We start from the raw sequence: 19,261 nt of genomic DNA, 5'->3' as shown, positions 1-19,261 counted from the left end.
AAGAATCCAACTTTTCAAAAAAAGAATTCTGCTCGTTCAAAAATATTAAATTAGCTTGACGTTTGTGTTGCTTTACGTAAAGTAAAGATGCGTGATTCAATCCTTTGGAGATAAATCTACCGAAAATCTTCATAACGGATGGGACACAAAGGAATTTCGGGCCATTGAAGAGGTAGCCAGAAGAAAACTCCGTTCGCTCGATTCCGCAAAGATTCTTCAGGATTTGAAAAGTCCTCCGGGAAATCGCCTGGAATCCTTAAAAGGGGATCGAAAAGGAACGTATTCTATTCGGATTAACGATCAGTGGAGAATTTGTTTTCTTTGGAAAGACAACGGTCCGCACGAAGTACAAATCGTCGATTATCATTGATTTACGAAACTTCGATTTTAAAAGCGAAAATTAACAAAAGCGAATATTTGGTTTTTGTAAGATTTAGTCTTACGGAGACAGGAAAGATATTTTTCGGTCTACGAAAAATTAGTAAATAGACCTTTTACGAGTTTTGGCTATGAAAGTAAGAAGAACCTCTTTAAATCCGCATCCCGGCGACGTGCTGAAATACGATTTTTTGGAACCGATGTCCTTATCCGCCTATCGTTTGTCTAAGGATATCGGCATTTCCGAAAGTTTGATTTCTCAGATCATCCATCGTAAAAAATCGATTACTCCGGATACCGCTCTACGACTCGCGAGGTATTTCAAAATGACTCCCGATTTCTGGCTCAATTATCAAATGGCTTACGATTTGGAAGAATTGGAACGTACTCAAAAAGATGAATATAAGAAAATCAAACCCTTGAATCGAAAAGCGATTTAGGTTCGACGGCTTTCATCTCGTTTTTTTTATCTAAGAATTTCTTTTTTCAAAGCGGAAGGTTCGACGCGCTTTCTTCGTTAAAAATCCCCGCTAATGCCAATCTCGAGTGGATTCGATCTTGCATTAAATTCCGGATCCGCGTTCTTCCGAAAGGATCGGGAAACGGAAACTCGATTTGGGATCGAGTCCGTAATCGTCCAGATGAAACGATGGCGGTAACCTTTCCCGTTTCCATTGATTTCTGTGAAACAATCCGATGTATTTTTGAACTGCGCCTTCCAAAAAGCCGGGCGCCAGTTTCTGAACCTCGGGATCCCCGCTCAACAATTGAACGATTTCCGAATAACCGGCGCCGCGGACCACAAACAATTCTTCGATCTTTTGCAACAAAGGATACGGCATTAAATCCTTTTCGTCTTCTTGTTTGTCTTCGAGGGGTTTGAGTTCCGCGCTCGGAGGTGACAACACGATTTCCTTTACGGATTCGTATGCGGGAAGAATCGGATCCTTTCCTTCGGCGATAAAGCGCATCCAACGCAGGATGAATTCTTTGCTGACTCCTGTGAGCGGCGCGACCGAACCGGAAGAATCTCCGTCCATGGTGGTATAACCCGCACCGGCCTCGCTTCTGTTTCCTGTGGAAAGAAGAAGATGTCCGTTTAAATTCGCGAGCATCCAGACGATCGGAGAACGAACCCGCGCCTGTATGTTTTGCAAAACGAGATTGTGCTGTTCCCAATTCAGCGAAACTCCGGTGATCTTGGAAATTTTTTCGGAGATGGTTTTTACTTCCGAATCGATCGTAAGATCTCCGTGAATGGAACCCACTTCGTTCGCCAAAGCTTGGGCGAGACTTCTCGTGCGATCCGAATTGTTTTCCGTGGCTTGATACAAGGTATAGAGAAGGGATTCTTCCGAAATTCCTTTCGATGGGAAGAAGTTATCGCCGAGTTCCTGTTTGGCGATCTTTTTCATCGCGGTCACGAGCAAGGCGCAGGCGGAACTGTCGGCTCCGCCCGAAAGTGAAAGGGTATAGCCCTTGGTTTTGGATTGGATTAGATAATCAAAAAGTCCTAATGCAACGGCCCGCGTAAAATCGCGATAGGATTCTTCTTCCTTTGTGATCGGAAGTTCGGAGATCGGTTGGTTGACCTTGGGAATCCGTTTCGGGAATTCGATTCCCAGATAGATTCTGTTTTCTTCGTTCGTTTTTTTTTGGCCGAAACGGTTTCCGGACGGGCGAAAGTTTTTGGCGCGGTCGGCTCTGGACGCGTCAAAGTCGATTTCCGAAGAACAAAGATGAAAATCTCCGAAAAAAAGCCGTTCCGATTCCGCGATCGACTTTCCGTTTTGAACGATCATAGAACCGCCTTCGAAGATCAATCTTCCGGATTCGTTTCCGCAAAGATTGGAAAAAAGATACACGTTAGACTCTCTTCTCGAACTTTCGCGGAAGATCTGTCTGCGCGTTCTTTGTTTTCCGAACGCGAAATGGGACGCACCCGGCGAAAGGATCAGATCGGTTCCCGCTTCCGCGAGAGGGATCGAAGGCTTTTGTAAAACCCAGGAATCCTCGCAGATTTCCACACCGAAGGAGAAATGATCGGTTTCAAAAACGAGCGAGCCGAACGGAACCGCGGAACCGTCCGGCGCCACGAAATTCTCCTGTGCTTCTTCCCCTCTTGCGAACCAACGGTTTTCGTAATGAACTCCCGTCGTGGCGAGGTTCGATTTGGGAACGATTCCGGCGACGGCTCCGTTGCAAAGAACGGCCGCGCAGTTGAATAGATACGGATTTTGGAATACGGGAAGTCCGACGACTACGATCTTATTTTCGGTCAAAGGAAGAATTCGAGTCAGAGTGTTCCAGGATTCTTTCCAGATGCGCGGAAAGAAAAAAGAATCCTCGCATCCGTATCCGGAAATGCAAAGCTCGGGGAATAGGATGAGGTCCGAATTCGTTTCGAGCTCGAGAACTTTTTGGATCTTCGCAAAGTTGCCTTCAAAATCGAAGACTCTCGTTTTGAGAGAAACGGACGTAAGTCTGACTGACTGCATGTTTTACAGGATTCAGGCTCGAATCCGTTTTGAAAGTGTTTTTTATTCGGTAAGAAGGATGGAAGCTGCGGCGTTTCGGGCTTTTTAAGAATCGTTTTATCGAAAACGGTTTTCCAGATTCTTTCGGGGAATTTCACTGGTTAAATCAAACCGCACCGGAATTCTACAACAAGATGAAACAAGAACTTTTAGAACTCATTCGTTTGCACGCTTATCGTTATTCGGAAGAGCCCTTTACGCTCGCATCCGGAAAACAATCCAGGCATTATTTCAATTGCAAAGAGATCACTCTCGTTCCGGATCGATTGGAACTCCTCTGCAAGTTCATCGTAGAACAGCACTTAAAGGATTCCGGAATTTTAAAACCGGAAGCTTTCGGCGGCTTGACGATGGGCGCCGATCCGATCTGCTACGGAATCAGTTTAGAATTCAGAAAACAAAAGTTGAACGTTTATCCTTTGATCGTGCGTAAACTTTCCAAGGATCACGGAACGAAAAAACTCGTGGAAGGAGCGGTTCACGCCGTCAAAACCTGCGTCATCGTGGACGATGTGATCACCACCGGCGGCTCCACGATCCAAGCGATCCGTTCCATGCGCGACTCGGGAATCGAAGTGACGCAGGGCATCTGCATCCTCGATCGTCAAGAAGGCGGAATGGAAGCGATTCTCGCGGAAGGAGTTCAGATGTTTCCTATATTCAAAAAAAGTGATTTTGGAAACCTCCAGCATGACTGAATTCGCGTATGATTTTAATAAGTTTCGGAAGAATCTGATTCTTCGTTCCGGCGCGGTGATTCTTTTGTATCTTGCGTTCATCACGTGGAACTTCCTCAAAGTTCCGGAAGAAAACCGAGAAGACTTCGTGCGGATTTTCGGTCTTCTTTCTTTGGTTCTCGGATTTCTTCTCTATCGGAATTTTTCCAGACAGATCAAGGTGTTGAAGGGCGCGAAGGTGGAACTGACTTCCAACGCACTCAGACTTTTCAATTCCAAAGGACAAGCTCTCGAAACCAGACTGAAGTCCATCGTTTCGATCGAAAGGGATGTGTTCCGTTCCTACGTTCGTTTTTTGATCGCAACCAAGGAAGATCAAATTCCCGTTTTGAATCTATTGGAGCCGGATCGTTTTCAGGAAGAGTTGGAAAAAAATTCGGGAAAGAAGGTCGTCCTTCAGGAATCCAAGGCAGGTTTTCTGCATCCGAAAACCCTTTTGTATTTTATTCCTTCTTTTGTCGCGTTGGGAGTCGTTTCATATCCTGCGTTCCATATCCGGATCGAATCCTTTTATCTGATCGCAAACGTGAATGCGTTGTTGGTCGCGGTTTATTTTCCGGAAGACAAGGTCAAACTCGTATATTCCGCCAAACGAAGATGGATTTTTCTTTTGGGGGCGCTTTTGATCGCGCAGTGTCTGATCTATTTAAAGGTTCTTTAATATTTAAAAGAAAATTGAAACATGTTCTGAAATTTTTGGAAAAAAAATTCGCGATTCGTTTGCAAATTACGGAAGAATTTCTACAACATTCTCGGTTTGGAGAGGGCGTTCAGCTTTCTTTGAACGAGCCTTCTTAGCTCCGTCATTTCTTCCAGATAGGAAGCGAGAACCTTGTCGACGTTGATGTTCTTTTCCATCTTTACAAGATTGTCCCGGATCAGCTTCAGATTTTCACCGTCGGTTACTTTTCCCGATGTGATCAGTTTTTTGACCGTCTCGAACTCGCATTTGCGTAGATGCACGCGCAGCAGAAATTCCACCGAAAATTTAGAAACCATTCTTCCCCAAGGACTGTTCGGATTGAGATTGGCCGCCTGCGCCTGGGCTTCGATTCGATCAGCAGCTCTTTGCGAAGGAACGGGACCGAAAGAATTCGAAAAGGAAGTTTTGGACCTTGAAGGTTCGTCGGCGATATCCTTTCCTTCCGTCGGCGCCACGTCTCCTTTCGCGACGAGAATTTCTTCCATCGCTTGAACGCGAAATTCTTCCTGGAAATCGTTCGGGTTGTTGTTCATCATTCGGATGAACTCTTCGAGCATCACGGCGATGTTGACGATTCTCCCGATCGGAGTGTTGTTCAGTTCCCGGATTTTCGGAAAGAGTTCTCTCGTGATGAGAGAAGGGGATTTCTTTTTGTAATACGTCGCTTCGTAGAGACGTTCGAGTTTTTTCTCGGCGTAGTATTTCAGGTCGTGCAGAATTTTGAGATCGGCGTACGCATACGCGTCCACGCCGGGATCGTTCATCTTGCTCGCTTTTTCTTCCGGCAATACGATCTTGATGATGAAGATGATCTTCGCTTCGCGAAGGGTTTCGAGGATGTTTCGTATATCGTCCGGCTCCCTCGAAAAAAGGGACATCAGCTCCTTGATGAACGTATCCGAAGTAGGGATTTTATCGTCCTCCTGAAGATTGACTCTTTTGATTTCGGAAGCGATTTCCAGCGATACTTCGCTCAAGGCACTCATAGGTTGAACATCCTACGTGGATTCAGGTTGTAAATCAAGTTGGTTTTCATCGCGAAAGCGGAACGATCATCGTCTATTCCCGGCTGATATGAAATCCGAGTTTTCTCAAAGTATACAAGGGGACGGCGCAGGAAAAAATTCCGAGGATCGGCGACAATACGAGAAAAAAGAGAGGCACTTCCGGAGACACGGTAAACTTCAAGGTCCAACCGAACGCGTTTTTGTTGATTACATACAAGACGACGGGGGAAAGAACGAACGCAAGTAGAATTCCCCAACAAGTGGAAACGACCGTGATAAAAACGCTCTCGGTCAAAAGAATACTTCCGAGTTGTCTTTGATCCGCGCCGAGATATTTCAAAATTCCGAGAGTCGTTTTTTTCGAAATCAGATTGTGAAGCAAAGAAGAGATCAGTGAAATCATAGCGATGATAAACGCGGTGGTTTTGAGGGTTCCTAAAATTCCGAACACCTTATCCACCCCTTCGGTGTAGAGTTCCCGGAGTTCCTTTGAATTTAACAATTTCAGGGAAGAATTTTGTGTAAGAATTTCGGCGATAGAACGTTCCGCTCGTTGCCGGTCAGAGTCCTTCTTTAGAAAAATCTTAATCGAATTGTATCCTTGGATTCCGAAAAATTTTTCGTAGTTTCCGATATCCATCATGATCGTTCCCCGTTCCGAAAAAAAGTGTTCCTTGATTCCGCGGATCAGAAATTCCTTCGGTCCGAGTTTGGTTTCGATCGTGATCCTGTCTCCGACTTGGAAGTTTTGGAGATACGCCATATTCGAGGAAATCAGAAGTTCGTTCTCGTTGACGATCAGACGTTCCGGAGAATGTTCGCGATCGTATGCGGAAAACGTATATGCATGAATCGTAAAGTTCCCTCGGTTCGTTGAAATTCTCGTGTTGACGCAGAAGCCGTCCAACGAAGAAACTTCGGGAATTTTACGGAGTTCGCTTAACAAATAAATCGGAACTCCTCCGTGAATTCCCGCCGCCAAGTTCGCCGTGTTGATGATCGTAAGCTCGGCGGGAAATTCCGCCTCGACCCAGTCGTTTAAGGATCTGCGGTAACTATCGGTGAGGATCGAAAGACAAACGACAAGGGCCGTGGCGAGCATCAGCGTCGCGGAAGTAAGAGTGTTTCGAAAGGGTTGGTTTCTCGTTTCTTCCAAGCCGACCTTCATAAACACAAAAGAACGGTCGGATCGTTCGCTGAGCCGAAAAAAGAACGCGCTAAGAATTTGAAACACCCGGGGAAAACAGAGGGTTACGCCGATCACGATTCCTCCGATCCCCAAAAGACCGGCCCAAGGAAATTTGGAACGAACCGGTAAAAATGCGACGAACGAAAACGTCAGAAGAAGCGAAAGTCCGATCGCAAAAAGACGAGATTCTCGAACGCGAACCGTGCCCGAAGCGGATTCCCGCAAAATCGTAATCGGAGAGATTCTTCCCGCACGGAAAGAAGGAAAGGCCGCGGAGATAAACGAACCCGCGATCCCGATCGCTAAACCGAACATCCAAGTGGAGGAGGGAATCGACTTATACGTTTTGAGATAAGAAAGATCGGCGGAGGCCGCTTCCGGACTGAAAAAATCCAATCTGGAAAATAGAAATCCTAAACCGAGTCCGAGAACGCTTCCCACAACTCCGAGCAACATCGCTTGCGAAACGAAGAGCAAGAACGTGTGACCCGGACTCAGTCCCATCGTCTTTAAGATTCCGAGTTCCTTTTCACGACTGACGTATAAACCGGACATCGTGTTGGAAACCATAAAGAACGCTATGATCAAAGAGATAAAAGAGATCACCAAAAGATTGAGTTGGAACGATCGCAACGCGTTTCCCGATTTTTCGCGGATGTCTTCGACGGTTTCGATTCGAAAGTTCGATCCCAATTTTTGCTCGAGAATTCTTTTTTGTTCCGATCGAAACTCGTTCGGTTGTATGAGAAAAAAACTAACGTTTCCGTTCGTTTCGAAACGTTCCATCGCGGATTCTATGTCTTCCATCAGAACGCTTCCGCCTTCCATATCGAATGGAATCGGATTCTCGAGGGTAAAATTTTGAGAGCCGTTGCGAACGTTCACGCTGCGAGACGAGATATTTTCCGAAAGAGAACGGCTGATCCAAACCTGGGCGAGCGGATTCGTTTCTTCCTTTAAAAGGGAAGAATTCGAATCTCGCCGAAACTCGGGCGTTTCTTTTAAAAAATCCAAACCGATATATACGGCTCGAATCGAATCGTTTAGGATGACTTCTTTTTGAAAACGAGGCGCGATTTTTACGATCCAAGACAGAGAAGGATCGGAAGACAACGTTCGAATGAGAGAAACGGGAAAATTCTGTTCTCCGAGTGCGGAGGAAATCTTGATCTTGTATTCTCCCTGAAAGTATCCCATCGCAAAATCGGCGAGGCTTTTTTCCGCCTTCATTCCGTTCGCGGTCGTCGATATGAAAAGTCCGACTCCCAGGGAAATTCCGGCTAACGCAAAGAAGGCGGCCGTTTTGTGACTGCGAAAGTATTCGAAGAGAAAAAGGATGTAAATCCGAAATGACATCGGTTTCAATCCGTAAGAATTCCGTCCGCCATTTTCAGACGGTATTCTCCGATGGAACCGAGTTTTTGATCGTGGGTGACGATGAACAACGTGAAGCCGTTTTGTTTTTGTAAATCCATAAGAAGACGAATGATCTTCTCCGCGTTCTTCGTATCCAAGTTGCCAGTCGGTTCGTCCGCCAAGATGAGGGACGGATTTTTGCAAACGGCTCTGGCGATCGCGACTCTTTGTTGTTCTCCTCCGGAAAGTTCGTCGGGTTTGTGGAGTTTTCGTTCGGTCAATCCGACTTTTGCAAGGGCTTCTTCCGCGGTTTTGCGGGCTTGGGCTTTACCGATTCCGGAAATGTATAAAGGAACGGCCACATTCTCCAGAGCGTCTAAATAAGGAAGTAAATGAAAGAATTGGAATATGATTCCCGTATCCTGTCTTCTGTAGCGCGTGAGTTCCCGTTCGTTCATCGAATGAAGAGACTTTCCGTTGACGATGACTTCTCCCTGATCGGGGGTATCGATGCCGGAAAGTATATTCAAAAAAGTTGATTTTCCGGAACCCGAAGGTCCCATCAAAGTGATGACGGAAGAACTGGGTATGTCCAATTCCAATCCTTTGAGAACTTCCGTTTTGAGTTTTCCGCTTTGATAGGACTTGCGAAGATTCGCGATTTTGATTCGTTTCGATTCGGGCGTCGTCATTTTTTGGTGGGAATTCCCACGGTTTAACGGGTGATCCTTGCGAGATCGGTTCCCGGATAATAGTGTCTGAGAATTTCAACGTAGTTGTAATTCTCTTTCGCCATTCCGAAACTTCCCCATTGACTTAAGCCGACTCCGTGACCGGAACCCATTCCTTTTAAGAGATAACCGTTTCCTTCTTTCTGAATTCCGAAACGAAGGGAGCGGACCGGAGCGCCGAGGGCTTGTCTGAATTCTTTTCCTCGGATTCTGGAACTTCCTTCCGTTCCGGAAAGTTCCATGAGGTCGACTCTTCCCGATCCGGTTCTGGAAAGAACTTGAATCGATTGAATTTCACCTAGTTTTAAGTTCGAGAATTTGGAATTGACGAGATCCCCGGAGATCGTTTCTTTCCAATAGAAGTTATCACCCGCGCGGTCGAACTCCGAAGCGACCGTGGAAAGATACGGAATTCTTTTGCCGCCCCATACGTTCTCAGGCGTTTCGGTTTTACCGCCGCTGTTGGAATGAAAGAATGCTTGGATCGGAGTTTCGTCGTAGACCGCCATTACCCCGGTCGTGTCCTGCACGGCTTTTGTAGTGGATGGATGTTCCTTTTCATAACCGCCGTACACTTGGGAATTGGTAGTCGCTTCCACATCGTAGAGTGCATTCTTTTTATTTAATATTTCACGAACCGCATACGTTCTCGCGCAGATCGCCTGCGCCTTTAACGCTTCCATCGGCCAGCTATACGGAACTTCCGAAGGGACGACCGCGTACAAATATTCCTCTAGAGGAAGAACGTTCACCACGAGAGCCGGACCTTGGCCCTGAGGAATCAGATGAATCGAACCTCTTACTTTTAGGGATTTGAATTCCAAGCCCGGGTTTTCTCCCGTAAAACGGATCGGAGCTTTCAAACGGGACGCGTCGAGAGAGATGATATCGATCCCTTTTTTAATGAGAAGATCATTCGCGTCGTAGACGGAGATGATTCCTTCTCCGCGGATTTGAAGATCGCCTTCCGCCTTGCCGAGGAGAACCCGCACCTCGTGAACCGAACGGCTTTTGTAGGGAGGGGTCCAAGGACGAATGATGACGGTATTACAACCGACTTCCAAAAGAATGATGGAAAGAATCAAAAGTAAAACTAGTTTTCTGGTCATAAGAATTCCCGGAGATACGTCTATCTCTCTTCTTGAATATCGAAGCGATTCGAAAATCCCTACAGAGATTTTTGGGTTTTATGCCGTTTTGGAAGTAAGAAGCGCGGCGGATTCCAGATGCGGAGTTTGCGGATACGGGTCCGTGATGAGAATTTTTCGAATCTGAAACGTTTCTTTTAATTTCCAAAGGTCCTCTTTTTGAGAGCTGGGATTGCAGGAAACATACAGAAACGAATCAATCTTAGAATTTCGTAAAGCCTCGATTACGAATTCGCCCAAACCGGCCCGCGGCGGATCGGCGATCAGAAAATTCTTTTCTTGCGTTTGGAAGAGAGCGTCCAAACTCGCAGAAGCTTTTTTCGCGAACAAGTCTTCTCGGAGATAGGAAAACCCTACGTTCGGGAAATCGGAGGACATCTGTTTGCGTGCAATTTCCAAAGAACTTTCGATCGAATCGATTCCGGTGATCTTTTTGAATCGATCCGCAAAGATCCTGCTGAAAAAACCGGAGCCGCAAAACAGATCGATGAGATGTTCGGACGAGTGTGGAATTTCTTCCCGGATAAAATCCAAAATCGGTTGGAAACCGTTCGGATTCGGTTGAAAGAAGGAATCGAACGGAACCCTGAATTCTTTTTCGCAAACGAGCTCCAGATAGGATTCCTTACCGCGAAGAACCTTTACTTCTCCGATCGCCGAAACTTCTCCCTTTCTGCGGTTGTAGCAAAAGAGAAGATGATCCGCGCGTAACGTTTCGATACAAGCTTCGGAGAATTCTTGTTCCTCTTGCGTATTTTGAAATTCTTCCACGAACGTAAGAATCGTCATCAGCTCGGAAGTGTTTTTCGCTTTTCGAAGAGTAACGTACTTTAGAAATCCTGCATCTGATTTTCTATCGTACGGCAGTTGAGGAAATCGGGAAATCAGATCGCGAAATCTTCGGAGTTCCGCGTTGGATTCGTGACTTTGTATAAAACAGAAATCGATGTCCACGATATGACGAAAAGAGCCCGATTCTCTCTGGCCTACGATCGGACCCGGAAACACCGCAAAGTCCATTCGATTTCTGTAATGATAGTTTTCTTTTGCGGGAAGAAGAATCGGTTCGATTCCGAAATCGCGACGATAACTATCCGCTAAGCTCGTCGTTTTGAGAATGAATTGTTCTTCGTAAGGAATATGTTGGGCGGAACAACCTCCGCAACGACTGAAAACAGGACAACGCGGTTCTACGGCTCTCGGAACCCGGGAGATCAGTTCGAGTTTGGCGGACGGTTTGCGCCGTTTCTTTTTAAAAAGCGTTACGTTGTATGCGTCGCCGGGAAGAGAATAGGGAACTTCGATTTTGTTTTTTTCTACGATAAGAATTCCGCGAAGATTGGAAGCGATTCTTTCAACGGAAGCGGTGTGAGTCGGCGGTTGCGGCCGCGGCTTTGAATCGTTTTCCATGAATGCCACGATAGAATCGCGAGGGCCTCTGTAAATCGCTTGTTTTGAGCGGGAGTTCGGAATTTTTTCGATCCGGTTTCAATCGATCAAAGGATTGAGTCGAAACTCGATTAAAGTCGAATTTTCATTTTTATTTTCAGAGTCGTATTTTTTATTCTATTTCGGAAAGAATCCAGTCAGATATATGCAATAGCGGTTTTAGATTTCCTTCCAAACCGACGTTTAATTTCTTAGATCTGTAATGCGGAGCTTTTTTATCATTGATCACCGTTAAAAACCTCAAAAAGAATTTTATCATATCGAAACGAAAGCCGGGATTTCTTGGAGCTCTTGGATCGTTGTTTTATTCCAATCCGGAAACCATTCGTGCCGTGGATGATATCTCTTTTTCGATTCAACCGGGAGAATTTATCGGTTATATCGGCCCGAACGGAGCGGGGAAGTCGACTACCATTAAATTATTGACCGGTGTGTTGACTCCGGATTCCGGATCGATCTCGATTTTCGGATTGGATCCTTCCAAAGATCGAAGAGAAAATTCCAAACAGATCGGAGTTGTTTTCGGACAAAAGACCCAGCTTTGGTGGGATCTTCCCGTGGGAGAGTCCTTTGATCTTTTGCGGTCCATCTACAAAATCGACGCCAAAGATTATAAAAAACGAATGGAGATGTTTCGAGATCTTTTAGGATTGGACGAATTCTTTCATCAACAGGTCCGTAAATTGAGCTTGGGACAAAGAATGAAGGCGGAGATCGGCGCGAGTCTCTTGCATTTTCCGAAAGTGTTATTTTTGGACGAACCCACGATTGGTCTGGACGTTCTTGTAAAGGAACGCGTAAGGGATTTTATCCGGACGATCAATCGAGAGGAAAAGGTTACGATTCTCTTGACTACCCACGACGTTCAAGATATCGAAACGCTAGCAAAACGAATCGTATTGATCGACCACGGAAAAATTCATTTTGACGGGGATTTGGATTCGTTTCGAAATTTGGGAGGAACGGACAACGTAGTTGAGATCGGATACAAGGGAGAAGAGAGATTAAAACTTCCTTCCGAATTTCACGTTATCCAAAACGGGAACCCGAATTCGATTCAAGTCACCGTAAAAGAAGGAGAATCGTTAAACCGACTTCTATCGTTTTTGGGCGAATCCGGTTTCGAAATCCTGGAAGTAAAACATAAGAAACCGGATCTCGCCGCGGTCATCAAACAGATGTACGGTGAAAGGAAAGTCTGATGTTGTATTTAAAGGTCGTCTCCAAGGCGTTCCAAAGATCGGCCACGTATCGACTCGAATACTTTACCGGAATTTTGAACGCGGTACTGTATCTTGCGATTCTCACTTCCGTATGGAAATCGGTTGCGTTGAATGAATTCGGAGGAGGAAGGGATCGGAATTCTCTCGTGCTGTATGCGGTTCTTTCCACACTGATCAAGGTTTCGTTCGGAAGGCAGGACGGACTTGTATCTTCTAAGATCAAGAACGGAACGATTCTTTTCGATCTCTTAAAACCTATCCGATTTCCGTTGATCGTTTTTGCGGATACGATCGGAGTCAGTTTGTATCATCTTTTTTCCAGAGCGCTTCCTTTGTTGCTGCTCGCCTATTTCGTTTTGGATCTCAGCTTTGTTCCCGATCCGAACGCGTTCATATTGTTTGTCGTCGTTTATATCCTTGCGTTTTTGATTTTCTTTTTGATCGGATTTATGATCTCATCGCTTTCGTTTTATTTCACGGAGATATTCTCATTTTTCCTTTTGTATTTTGCTTTGATTACGTTGTTTTCGGGAGCTGTGATTCCTTTGGATCTGTTTCCGGAGTTTTTGCGGAACATATCTTCTTGGCTACCGTTTCCATATATGTATTATTACCCGACTCAGATTTTGACTTCGGGAGAATATGGAATGTCTTTCGCGGAACTGATGATTCGCTATTGCCTGATGATCGGGACGTTAACCGCTCTTTCATCCGCGGTTTATCTTTCCGGTTTAAAGCGTCTGGAGCTAGCGGGAGGTTAGATGTCTATCTCTTCGATCAAAACGTATTTCAAACTCGCGCTTTCCTCCATTCAATCCCACATGGAATATAAGGCGAGTTTTTGGATTTATCTCGTAACATTACTCGTATATTATTCCGCGCAGGCGGGAACGATTTTCATACTTCTTTCCCGATTTTCCTCGATCGGCGGATGGAGTCGGGGTGAAATCGCGTTTTTATACAGTTTACTCATCTTCGCGCAGGGAATCGTAGCCTCGGTTTTTTCAGGAATGGTGGAGTTCGGTTCTTTGGTTCGGGACGGGAGTTACGATCGTTATCTGCTTCGTCCCTTGTCTCCGATCGGTCAGGTGCTGATGAATCACTTCGATATCACCGGGCTTTTACACCTCGTTTTGGGAATTCTAACGTTTCTCGTGGCGAATCAGTTTACGAATATTGAATGGACTTTTTGGAAAGTTTGTATGTTGTTTCTTTCGGTCTTCGGAAGCGCGATGATTTTGGCGGGCATTCGGATCGCGATCGCTTCGATCGCGTTTTATGCGGTCCAGAACTATTCTCTGGTGCATCTATTCATCTTTTCGAGCAGAGAGTTCATGATGTATCCGATGAACATCTACAACGTTTCGATTCGGATTCTTCTTACTTTTTTGTTGCCTCTCGGTTTCGTGAACTTTTATCCGGCTCACTATTTTTTAGCGAAAAATTCCGAATCTCTATTTCATCCTTTCTTTATATACTTGAATTTTCCCGTGGGCTTCCTTTTATTCTTCGGATCCTTGTTTATCTGGAAGAAGGGACAGCGCCGTTACGAATCCACCGGAACCTGATCACTTGAGTTCGAGAGTTTCGATTCCCGATTCGGTGAAGATCTCCTCGTATTTGGAAATGAAGGGGGCTTCTTTTTCGATTCTTTCTTCGATCGCCATTCCCTTGATTTCGGATTCGCTGTAGGTTCTCATAAAATCTCTTGCCGCGAGTCTCTGAACCAATTCATCCCAGAAGATGCTGTCCTGATATTCGGTGATCAGATCGGATATATCCGTCTTTTCTTCGAACTCTCTTGTGAGATAATGAAGTTCTTCTTCGCTGTCATATGCGACCAGGTGGGAAACTTCCAGCGCCTTCGCATACGAGAGAATCTGCTGTTCCATATCTTCGTAAGCGTCATACGAATCCAATCTATCGGGAGCGGGCTCTTCTTCCTCTAAGATGGAATGATAGAGAAAACGGGTGATCGCCAAGGACTTCAAAAGAGCTTCGTATTGTTCGCGCGTAAGTTCGATATTCATTGCAATTCCCATTTCAGAAGAGATGCCCGGATTGCCAAATCTATTTCTCCGAATTTATCGGATTGTCCCCGATCGAAATAGTCCTTGATCCGTTCTCTCGAAAGAATTCTCTGGATGCGTGATGAAAAGAGCGCTTCCGCTTTTTGCTGTGATTTTGTTGATGTTCGTGAGCGGTTGCGGATTACAGAAATCCAAATTCATTCGATTGAAAAAAGAAGCTCCGGCGGCAGCGGTTCTGTATTTGCTCAGACCTTCCAGAGTTCCTTTGGCTTTTTGGAAACAGAAAATACTTATTTCCAAATACGAAGGTTCGTTTCAGAATTCCGTTCCGAGTCCGTATCGTGAATTTACGTTAGACGAAGGCGAATATATCCGTTTGGATATGGAGGAAGGGTATTACCGTTTGGAATCCAGAGGAGAAGGGAAGATTCTTTTTTTGGAAAAGAACAAAATCCGTTTCGTGGACTATTATCTTTTCAACGAATCCTTTTTTTCCTTCACCGAACTTTATTTTAAGGAATTGAGCGCGAAACAAGCCCTCGAATTTTTAATCGAGGCGGATCATATGGATCGTCATCCTGATTCTACGGATTGAAATTCCGAACGAGAGAATCCAAGAATATTAGAAAATTCTTAGATTCTTTCGAGTTCCCCAATGCCATCCAATCCACGTGGCCGCCGCCCCGAACTTCCCAAAACCATTTCGGATCTTTTGCGAGTCGAAACAATTCCAAACCGTTTTCGTATGGAACGATCGGGTCTGCCGTTCCGTGAACGATCAAAATGGGAACGGGCGAAATTTTATGCAACGTTTCCCCCGGACTTAAGTCGTCGTCCATAAAGATTGCGAAGATCAGATCGATCGGAGCGAAGAATACGTTTTTTAGAACTCCTCGAAACACCTGACGGTAACTTGCAAAACTTCCGTCCAAAACCAAAAGAAGAATTCCGGATTTGTTTTCGATTTCGGATACCGCCCGAGCCGCGATCGCGCCTCCCAAACTTTGTCCGTAAACGATGAGGGGAAGATTTCGTAATTTAGAAAATTCTAATTCTTTTCGAATGAGAGCGATCGAATCCTCGTGGATTTTTTCGCGTTCCGCCGCACCGGTCGAATCCAAATATCCCCTGTAATCGAAGGCGACGAGCTCGTATCCTTGGTTTACGAGCCAGACGAGACTGATAAAGTGACTCGTTCGATTCTCTCCGTTTCCGTGAAATTGTAGAACGACACCTTTCGGTTTGTCGTATTTCGGGCCGATTCTCCAGAACTTGAGTGTTTCTCCGTCGATCGTATGAAAGTCCTCTTCTTTATAAGAAAAACCGAATGCGTTCGGATTCCAATATCGTTCCTGCGTGGGTTGATAAAACAAGGAAGAACAGGATAGGAAAAGAAGTGTGGAAAACGGAATCGTTTTAAAAAAAGAACGCCGCGGAAACCTGAAATTCTTCATAATATCTTTGTAATTTTCCTTCCATTCGAATTTCCCAGTTTTGGGAGAGCGCATAAGCGAACATCGGTGCGACTTTGAAGTCGTCCAAGTAACCGTAGATCGAGAACGCGAAATACTGAGCCGTTAAACCGAACTTCCATTTTTGATAAGCGACCGCTCCGAAAAACGCGATCTGGGGAGCGACCAAAAGTCCTTCGCGGTAATAGCCGTTTCCTCTCGCCTTTCCTCCCGCCTGAAACGAGACAACCCAAGAGAACGAATTTTCCCGATCACCGTTCGAAAAAGAATAACCTAGGGTCGCGTCCGTGTTGAAGTTTGCAACTCGGGTAGCGGTTTCCCGTTTTTCTTTTTTGTCTTCGTATACGGAATGGAGAACGCTCAAAGAAGTCGGGTCCGATAAAAAAGGGAGAAATACGATCTGATTTCTCGGTGAATATGCGGACCGGATCATGGAAGAATCGCTTCCCACGTCGATCAAAAAAGAAAACGGCGTTTGAATGGGAGTTACCGGAACCAAGGAAAGAACTTTGATTAGGCTTGATTCTTCTAAGTGCGGATTTTTTTGTAGGTCGTATTGTCGCAGATTCATCGAAAAATATTCGATCGTGGAAAAAGGAACGAATCCCTTATCGTAGTTCATGAAATCGTGATATGCCGCACGGATCGAAATATCCGTAAAGCCGCCTAACGCGGATGCTCCGCGGCTGAGTTTGATTCTTCCGCTTCCATGTCCTTCCTCGGGGGGAGCGAATACGGGCGGTTGATTCGGGATCGGAGGGAACGGCAGGCGGCTCCGTTCCATTAGGAGATTCTTATATTCCTGTTCTTGATCGAGGCTCTGTTTTTCCAGCGTCTTTTGGAATCGTTTTGCGTCCAAAGCCGCGTCGAAGATCCGCGACAGTCTTTCACCTTCGAATTCGTTTAACAAATCTTTAAGGGAGATTTTGGAAGAGATATAATCGTAAAATCGCGTCCTTTCCTTGGGGGATAATTCCCGGATTTTCTGTTCCATCCTGGATGAAAGAGAAGGTCTGTGACTTTTCTTCCGAATAAAACCTTCCTTTTTGAGAATCAACTTCACCGTATCGGTGGGGATCGTATAGAGATTGAATTCTTCTCGTAGGAACAGATCGCTTCTTGCGATTTCCAACAAGGAAAGAAGGTGATACGAACAATTCTCATCCAGGAAGTAATAATCGAAGTGGGTCGCGCCTAACTCCCACACATGAGACACGACTCTTCTCGCGTCCGATTCCTCGATTTCAAGTTCATATTCCCAAAGATCCCTGCTTTCCATATCGTTATATTCATTTATTTTAAAGTAATAGGGAAAGAGGCTGAATGCGCCGGGATAACCGCCGAAAAGTCCTCGTGCGGCATACGTTAGACTTCCGTCCTCCGGCGAATGATTCGCGGCAAAATTGACCGCGTAATCCAAGAGCTCCGATCGATTGGGATTCTTGCTTCCGATTTTTAGGAGATTGTGTCCGAATAAGGACGCGGGATTGTTTAAGTAAAAGGAAGCGAAGATTACTTGAATCGACGTCGGATTCAACGCAGCAATCCAGTTGTTGAATCGAGTGCAAGGAAGAGGGGGGAGTATGTTTTTGTCGAAATGCAAATGAGAATCCAACCATCGAAACCGTTCCGGATATTTGCACATCGGATGTAATACTTTTTCCTCGATTTCCTCCGGCGTAGGCGTTCTAAAAAATTCCCGAATGGTTTCCGCGAGTTCGTCTTTGGCGTTCCATTTGCCGTTGGTCGAAAGAAAAAAATCTTGTCCGTCGACTTCGCTTTTTTCGTTTCCGAAGATCGATTTGCGGTAATGCAGCAGAAGGAGCCAATAGCGTTCGGAATGAAGTTTTTTTGTTTCCGCGTTCTGAACGTAGGAATCGATCGTTTCTTGTCGAGGATGTGTTGCGGTTGTCGACTCTTGCGCAAAAAGAAGCGGAGAAATTGCGAAGAATGAAAAAAGAAAGGAAAGAGGAAAAAATACGGATCTGTTTCGGCTTCTAAGAATTGCGACCTCGTCTGATAGCGGAATGAAATGGAAAGATTTTAGAATATTCAAGAATTAAAATTTATTGTACAGGCTTCCGTTTGTTTCCGGAAGCCTGATGTCGATTAGATTTTGCAGCTTTTGGATAAGATTGTATCCTTGCTCATTTCTAATTTGATTTTAACAAGAAAATCGGAAGGGTCCGCGTTCGCAAACAGGGAAGAATGGTTCTTTCTTGTAAGATCGGCGAGCGCCTTCGTATCCTTGCATTCCATTAGAGAGGCGAATGCTTCCAGTTTTTCCCCTTTACCCTGAGCCGATTCTAACATTAAAGAATCGTAATTCAGATGAACGAAGATTTCCTGTTCCTTTTCCTTTTGGGTTACGCCGTCGGTTTTGCAGTTCAAAGTTCCGGTGGTGATTCCGAAAAGCTGATTTCCGGAGAATAACCCGTTTACCGTCGCCGCGATCACCTGGTGAACCACCTTATTTTCGGTGATGACGACCGATCCTAACCCGCATCCGGCGGCGCCGTACGCATCCGCTTTTTTTGCGTAGGAAAGGGAAAGGATGGCAAGAAGAATTAATATGATTTTCCGATTCGGTTTCATTCTTGTTTCTCCCTTTAGATCTTGCAAGCCGAAGCTAACACTTCGTCCTGTCGAATTTCGTTTTTGACTCCGTCAAGAAGCGTTGCCGGAGTTCCGTTCGGCACGAATAACTTCGAATATCGATTCTGCGTCAGCGTTGAAAATCTTTCGTTCATCTCGGACGGGCAACCGAGGAGCGATGAAAGAGCGTCTAACTTCTCCCCTTTCCCGCTTACCATTTCTTGTTCCAAGGAAGAATAATTAACCGCTACGAATACTTCTTGAACTTTTTCCGTTTTCACAAGTCCGTCCGTTTTACAATTGGAAGTTCCGATCGTAATACCGATCGTTTGAAATCCGGTTACATTCGTAGTCAACGCGAGAATCTGATGTAACATTTTATTCTCTTTAAAAATTAAGGAACCTAATCCGCAACCTGCGACGTGATAATCTTTGGCCGAGAGAGGACTCAGCAAAGCAGCGCAAGATAGTGTCAGAAGGATCCAGGAGATTCTTTTTTTCACGATTTTACTCCTTTATGCGAAAAAGGATCATCCCTCTTTTTTGCGAGGCTGTCAATTTGTTTTCGAAAAGCTTTTCGACTACGGATTTATAGAATGAAATACTTCTGAAAATCCGAAACGAAACCGAAATAATCGATGATTTAAAACGGAATCCGATTTTGTTTCGGGAAAATTCTTTTTTGATCGACGTCCGGATTTTTCCT

At 45.2% G+C, this 19,261-nt stretch carries 19 protein-coding genes; 8 read left to right on the top strand and 11 right to left on the bottom strand.

From position 1 onward, the window contains the following. The first annotated feature begins 91 nt into the window (after nt 1-91). A complete protein-coding gene (locus LFX17_RS11850; RefSeq protein ID WP_238730440.1) occupies nt 92-370 on the top strand; it encodes a type II toxin-antitoxin system RelE/ParE family toxin in 279 nt (92 codons plus the stop codon). A gap of 139 nt (nt 371-509) precedes the next feature. Next, nucleotides 510-818 carry a HigA family addiction module antitoxin gene (locus LFX17_RS11845; protein ID WP_238730439.1) on the top strand — a complete coding sequence of 103 codons (309 nt, stop codon included), beginning with the start codon at nt 510-512 and terminating at the stop codon, nt 816-818. A gap of 123 nt (nt 819-941) precedes the next feature. Here LFX17_RS11845 and nadE read toward each other — a convergent pair whose 3' ends face one another. Next, nucleotides 942-2,876, bottom strand: coding sequence for an NAD(+) synthase (gene nadE, locus LFX17_RS11840; RefSeq protein ID WP_238746853.1), 1,935 nt, complete (start codon nt 2,874-2,876; stop codon nt 942-944). 173 nt (nt 2,877-3,049) lie between these two features. On the opposite strand from nadE, the gene pyrE reads away from it, so the two are divergent. Then, nucleotides 3,050-3,613 carry an orotate phosphoribosyltransferase gene (gene pyrE, locus LFX17_RS11835; protein ID WP_238730437.1) on the top strand — a complete coding sequence of 188 codons (564 nt, stop codon included), beginning with the start codon at nt 3,050-3,052 and terminating at the stop codon, nt 3,611-3,613. Then, nucleotides 3,606-4,313, top strand: a complete 708-nt coding sequence (locus LFX17_RS11830) for a hypothetical protein (protein WP_238746851.1) — start codon at nt 3,606-3,608, stop codon at nt 4,311-4,313. Before pyrE ends, LFX17_RS11830 begins: the two co-directional genes overlap by 8 nt. 80 nt (nt 4,314-4,393) lie before the next feature. On the opposite strand, the gene LFX17_RS11825 is transcribed toward LFX17_RS11830, so the two are convergent. The 5 genes from LFX17_RS11825 to rlmD all read right to left on the bottom strand — a co-directional run bounded on the left by LFX17_RS11825 (nt 4,394) and on the right by rlmD (nt 11,196). Then, nucleotides 4,394-5,341, bottom strand: a complete 948-nt coding sequence (locus LFX17_RS11825) for a hypothetical protein (RefSeq protein WP_238746849.1) — start codon at nt 5,339-5,341, stop codon at nt 4,394-4,396. 73 nt (nt 5,342-5,414) lie between these two features. Further along, nucleotides 5,415-7,907 (bottom strand): ABC transporter permease, encoded by a 2,493-nt coding sequence (locus tag LFX17_RS11820; RefSeq protein ID WP_238746847.1) that lies wholly within the window; start codon nt 7,905-7,907, stop codon nt 5,415-5,417. Between the two features lie 5 nt (nt 7,908-7,912). Then, entirely contained in the window at nt 7,913-8,599 is a 687-nt protein-coding gene (locus tag LFX17_RS11815; RefSeq protein WP_238730433.1) for an ABC transporter ATP-binding protein, read from the bottom strand. Nucleotides 8,600-8,622: 23 nt separating this feature from the next. Continuing rightward, nucleotides 8,623-9,747, bottom strand: coding sequence for a SpoIID/LytB domain-containing protein (locus LFX17_RS11810; RefSeq protein WP_238730432.1), 1,125 nt, complete (start codon nt 9,745-9,747; stop codon nt 8,623-8,625). A 78-nt stretch (nt 9,748-9,825) separates the two neighbouring features. Beyond that, the gene (gene rlmD / locus LFX17_RS11805; RefSeq protein ID WP_238730431.1) at nt 9,826-11,196 is read right to left on the bottom strand and encodes a 23S rRNA (uracil(1939)-C(5))-methyltransferase RlmD; all 1,371 of its coding nucleotides are present in this window, start codon (nt 11,194-11,196) and stop codon (nt 9,826-9,828) included. A gap of 260 nt (nt 11,197-11,456) precedes the next feature. On the opposite strand from rlmD, the gene LFX17_RS11800 reads away from it, so the two are divergent. Genes LFX17_RS11800 through LFX17_RS11790 form a run of 3 tightly spaced genes read left to right on the top strand, consistent with a single transcriptional unit; the run spans nt 11,457 to nt 14,026 of the window. Continuing rightward, on the top strand, nt 11,457-12,437 hold the full coding sequence (locus LFX17_RS11800; protein WP_238730430.1) for an ABC transporter ATP-binding protein: 981 nt from the start codon (nt 11,457-11,459) through the stop codon (nt 12,435-12,437). Next, entirely contained in the window at nt 12,437-13,219 is a 783-nt protein-coding gene (locus LFX17_RS11795; protein ID WP_238746846.1) for an ABC transporter permease, read from the top strand. Before LFX17_RS11800 ends, LFX17_RS11795 begins: the two co-directional genes overlap by 1 nt. Beyond that, nucleotides 13,220-14,026, top strand: coding sequence for an ABC transporter permease (locus tag LFX17_RS11790; protein ID WP_135778608.1), 807 nt, complete (start codon nt 13,220-13,222; stop codon nt 14,024-14,026). It abuts the gene before it with no gap. Here LFX17_RS11790 and LFX17_RS11785 read toward each other — a convergent pair whose 3' ends face one another. After that, nucleotides 14,027-14,488, bottom strand: coding sequence for a hypothetical protein (locus tag LFX17_RS11785; RefSeq protein WP_118957817.1), 462 nt, complete (start codon nt 14,486-14,488; stop codon nt 14,027-14,029). 121 nt (nt 14,489-14,609) lie between these two features. Here LFX17_RS11785 and LFX17_RS11780 point away from each other — a divergent pair, with 121 nt between their 5' ends. Further along, entirely contained in the window at nt 14,610-15,083 is a 474-nt protein-coding gene (locus tag LFX17_RS11780) for a hypothetical protein (protein WP_238730427.1), read from the top strand. Here LFX17_RS11780 and LFX17_RS11775 read toward each other — a convergent pair. From LFX17_RS11775 to LFX17_RS11760, 4 genes are read right to left on the bottom strand one after another with little or no spacing between them, the layout of a single operon-like run. Continuing rightward, nucleotides 15,073-15,942, bottom strand: a complete 870-nt coding sequence (locus tag LFX17_RS11775; protein WP_238746844.1) for an alpha/beta hydrolase — start codon at nt 15,940-15,942, stop codon at nt 15,073-15,075. The genes LFX17_RS11780 and LFX17_RS11775 overlap by 11 nt on opposite strands. Further along, complete coding sequence (locus LFX17_RS11770; protein WP_238746841.1) at nt 15,905-18,016, bottom strand: Lnb N-terminal periplasmic domain-containing protein; 2,112 nt, start codon at nt 18,014-18,016, stop codon at nt 15,905-15,907. Before LFX17_RS11770 ends, LFX17_RS11775 begins: the two co-directional genes overlap by 38 nt. Nucleotides 18,017-18,069: 53 nt before the next feature. Beyond that, a complete protein-coding gene (locus LFX17_RS11765; RefSeq protein ID WP_238730424.1) occupies nt 18,070-18,555 on the bottom strand; it encodes a DUF3015 family protein in 486 nt (161 codons plus the stop codon). Nucleotides 18,556-18,569: 14 nt separating this feature from the next. Then, nucleotides 18,570-19,058: a DUF3015 family protein gene (locus LFX17_RS11760; protein ID WP_319937215.1), complete on the bottom strand. Its 489-nt coding sequence runs from the start codon at nt 19,056-19,058 to the stop codon at nt 18,570-18,572. Between the last annotated feature and the right edge of the window lie 203 nt (nt 19,059-19,261).

The sequence above is a fragment of the Leptospira sanjuanensis genome, assembly GCF_022267375.1.
Classification (GTDB): domain Bacteria; phylum Spirochaetota; class Leptospiria; order Leptospirales; family Leptospiraceae; genus Leptospira; species Leptospira sanjuanensis.
This window is presented reverse-complemented; position numbering and strand designations above follow the sequence as displayed.

Excerpts from the sequence above, each read along its gene's own strand:
- LFX17_RS11815 (WP_238730433.1), bottom strand. The coding sequence starts at position 8,599 with ATGACGACGCCCGAATCGAAACGAATCAAAATCGCGAATCTTCGCAAG.
- LFX17_RS11765 (WP_238730424.1), bottom strand. The coding sequence starts at position 18,555 with ATGAAACCGAATCGGAAAATCATATTAATTCTTCTTGCCATCCTTTCC.
- LFX17_RS11845 (WP_238730439.1), top strand. The coding sequence starts at position 510 with ATGAAAGTAAGAAGAACCTCTTTAAATCCGCATCCCGGCGACGTGCTG.
- LFX17_RS11780 (WP_238730427.1), top strand. The coding sequence starts at position 14,610 with ATGAAAAGAGCGCTTCCGCTTTTTGCTGTGATTTTGTTGATGTTCGTG.
- LFX17_RS11825 (WP_238746849.1), bottom strand. The coding sequence starts at position 5,341 with ATGAGTGCCTTGAGCGAAGTATCGCTGGAAATCGCTTCCGAAATCAAA.
- LFX17_RS11775 (WP_238746844.1), bottom strand. The coding sequence starts at position 15,942 with ATGAAGAATTTCAGGTTTCCGCGGCGTTCTTTTTTTAAAACGATTCCG.
- rlmD (WP_238730431.1), bottom strand. The coding sequence starts at position 11,196 with ATGGAAAACGATTCAAAGCCGCGGCCGCAACCGCCGACTCACACCGCT.
- LFX17_RS11820 (WP_238746847.1), bottom strand. The coding sequence starts at position 7,907 with ATGTCATTTCGGATTTACATCCTTTTTCTCTTCGAATACTTTCGCAGT.
- nadE (WP_238746853.1), bottom strand. The coding sequence starts at position 2,876 with ATGCAGTCAGTCAGACTTACGTCCGTTTCTCTCAAAACGAGAGTCTTC.
- LFX17_RS11795 (WP_238746846.1), top strand. The coding sequence starts at position 12,437 with ATGTTGTATTTAAAGGTCGTCTCCAAGGCGTTCCAAAGATCGGCCACG.
- LFX17_RS11785 (WP_118957817.1), bottom strand. The coding sequence starts at position 14,488 with ATGAATATCGAACTTACGCGCGAACAATACGAAGCTCTTTTGAAGTCC.
- LFX17_RS11810 (WP_238730432.1), bottom strand. The coding sequence starts at position 9,747 with ATGACCAGAAAACTAGTTTTACTTTTGATTCTTTCCATCATTCTTTTG.
- LFX17_RS11830 (WP_238746851.1), top strand. The coding sequence starts at position 3,606 with ATGACTGAATTCGCGTATGATTTTAATAAGTTTCGGAAGAATCTGATT.
- pyrE (WP_238730437.1), top strand. The coding sequence starts at position 3,050 with ATGAAACAAGAACTTTTAGAACTCATTCGTTTGCACGCTTATCGTTAT.
- LFX17_RS11790 (WP_135778608.1), top strand. The coding sequence starts at position 13,220 with ATGTCTATCTCTTCGATCAAAACGTATTTCAAACTCGCGCTTTCCTCC.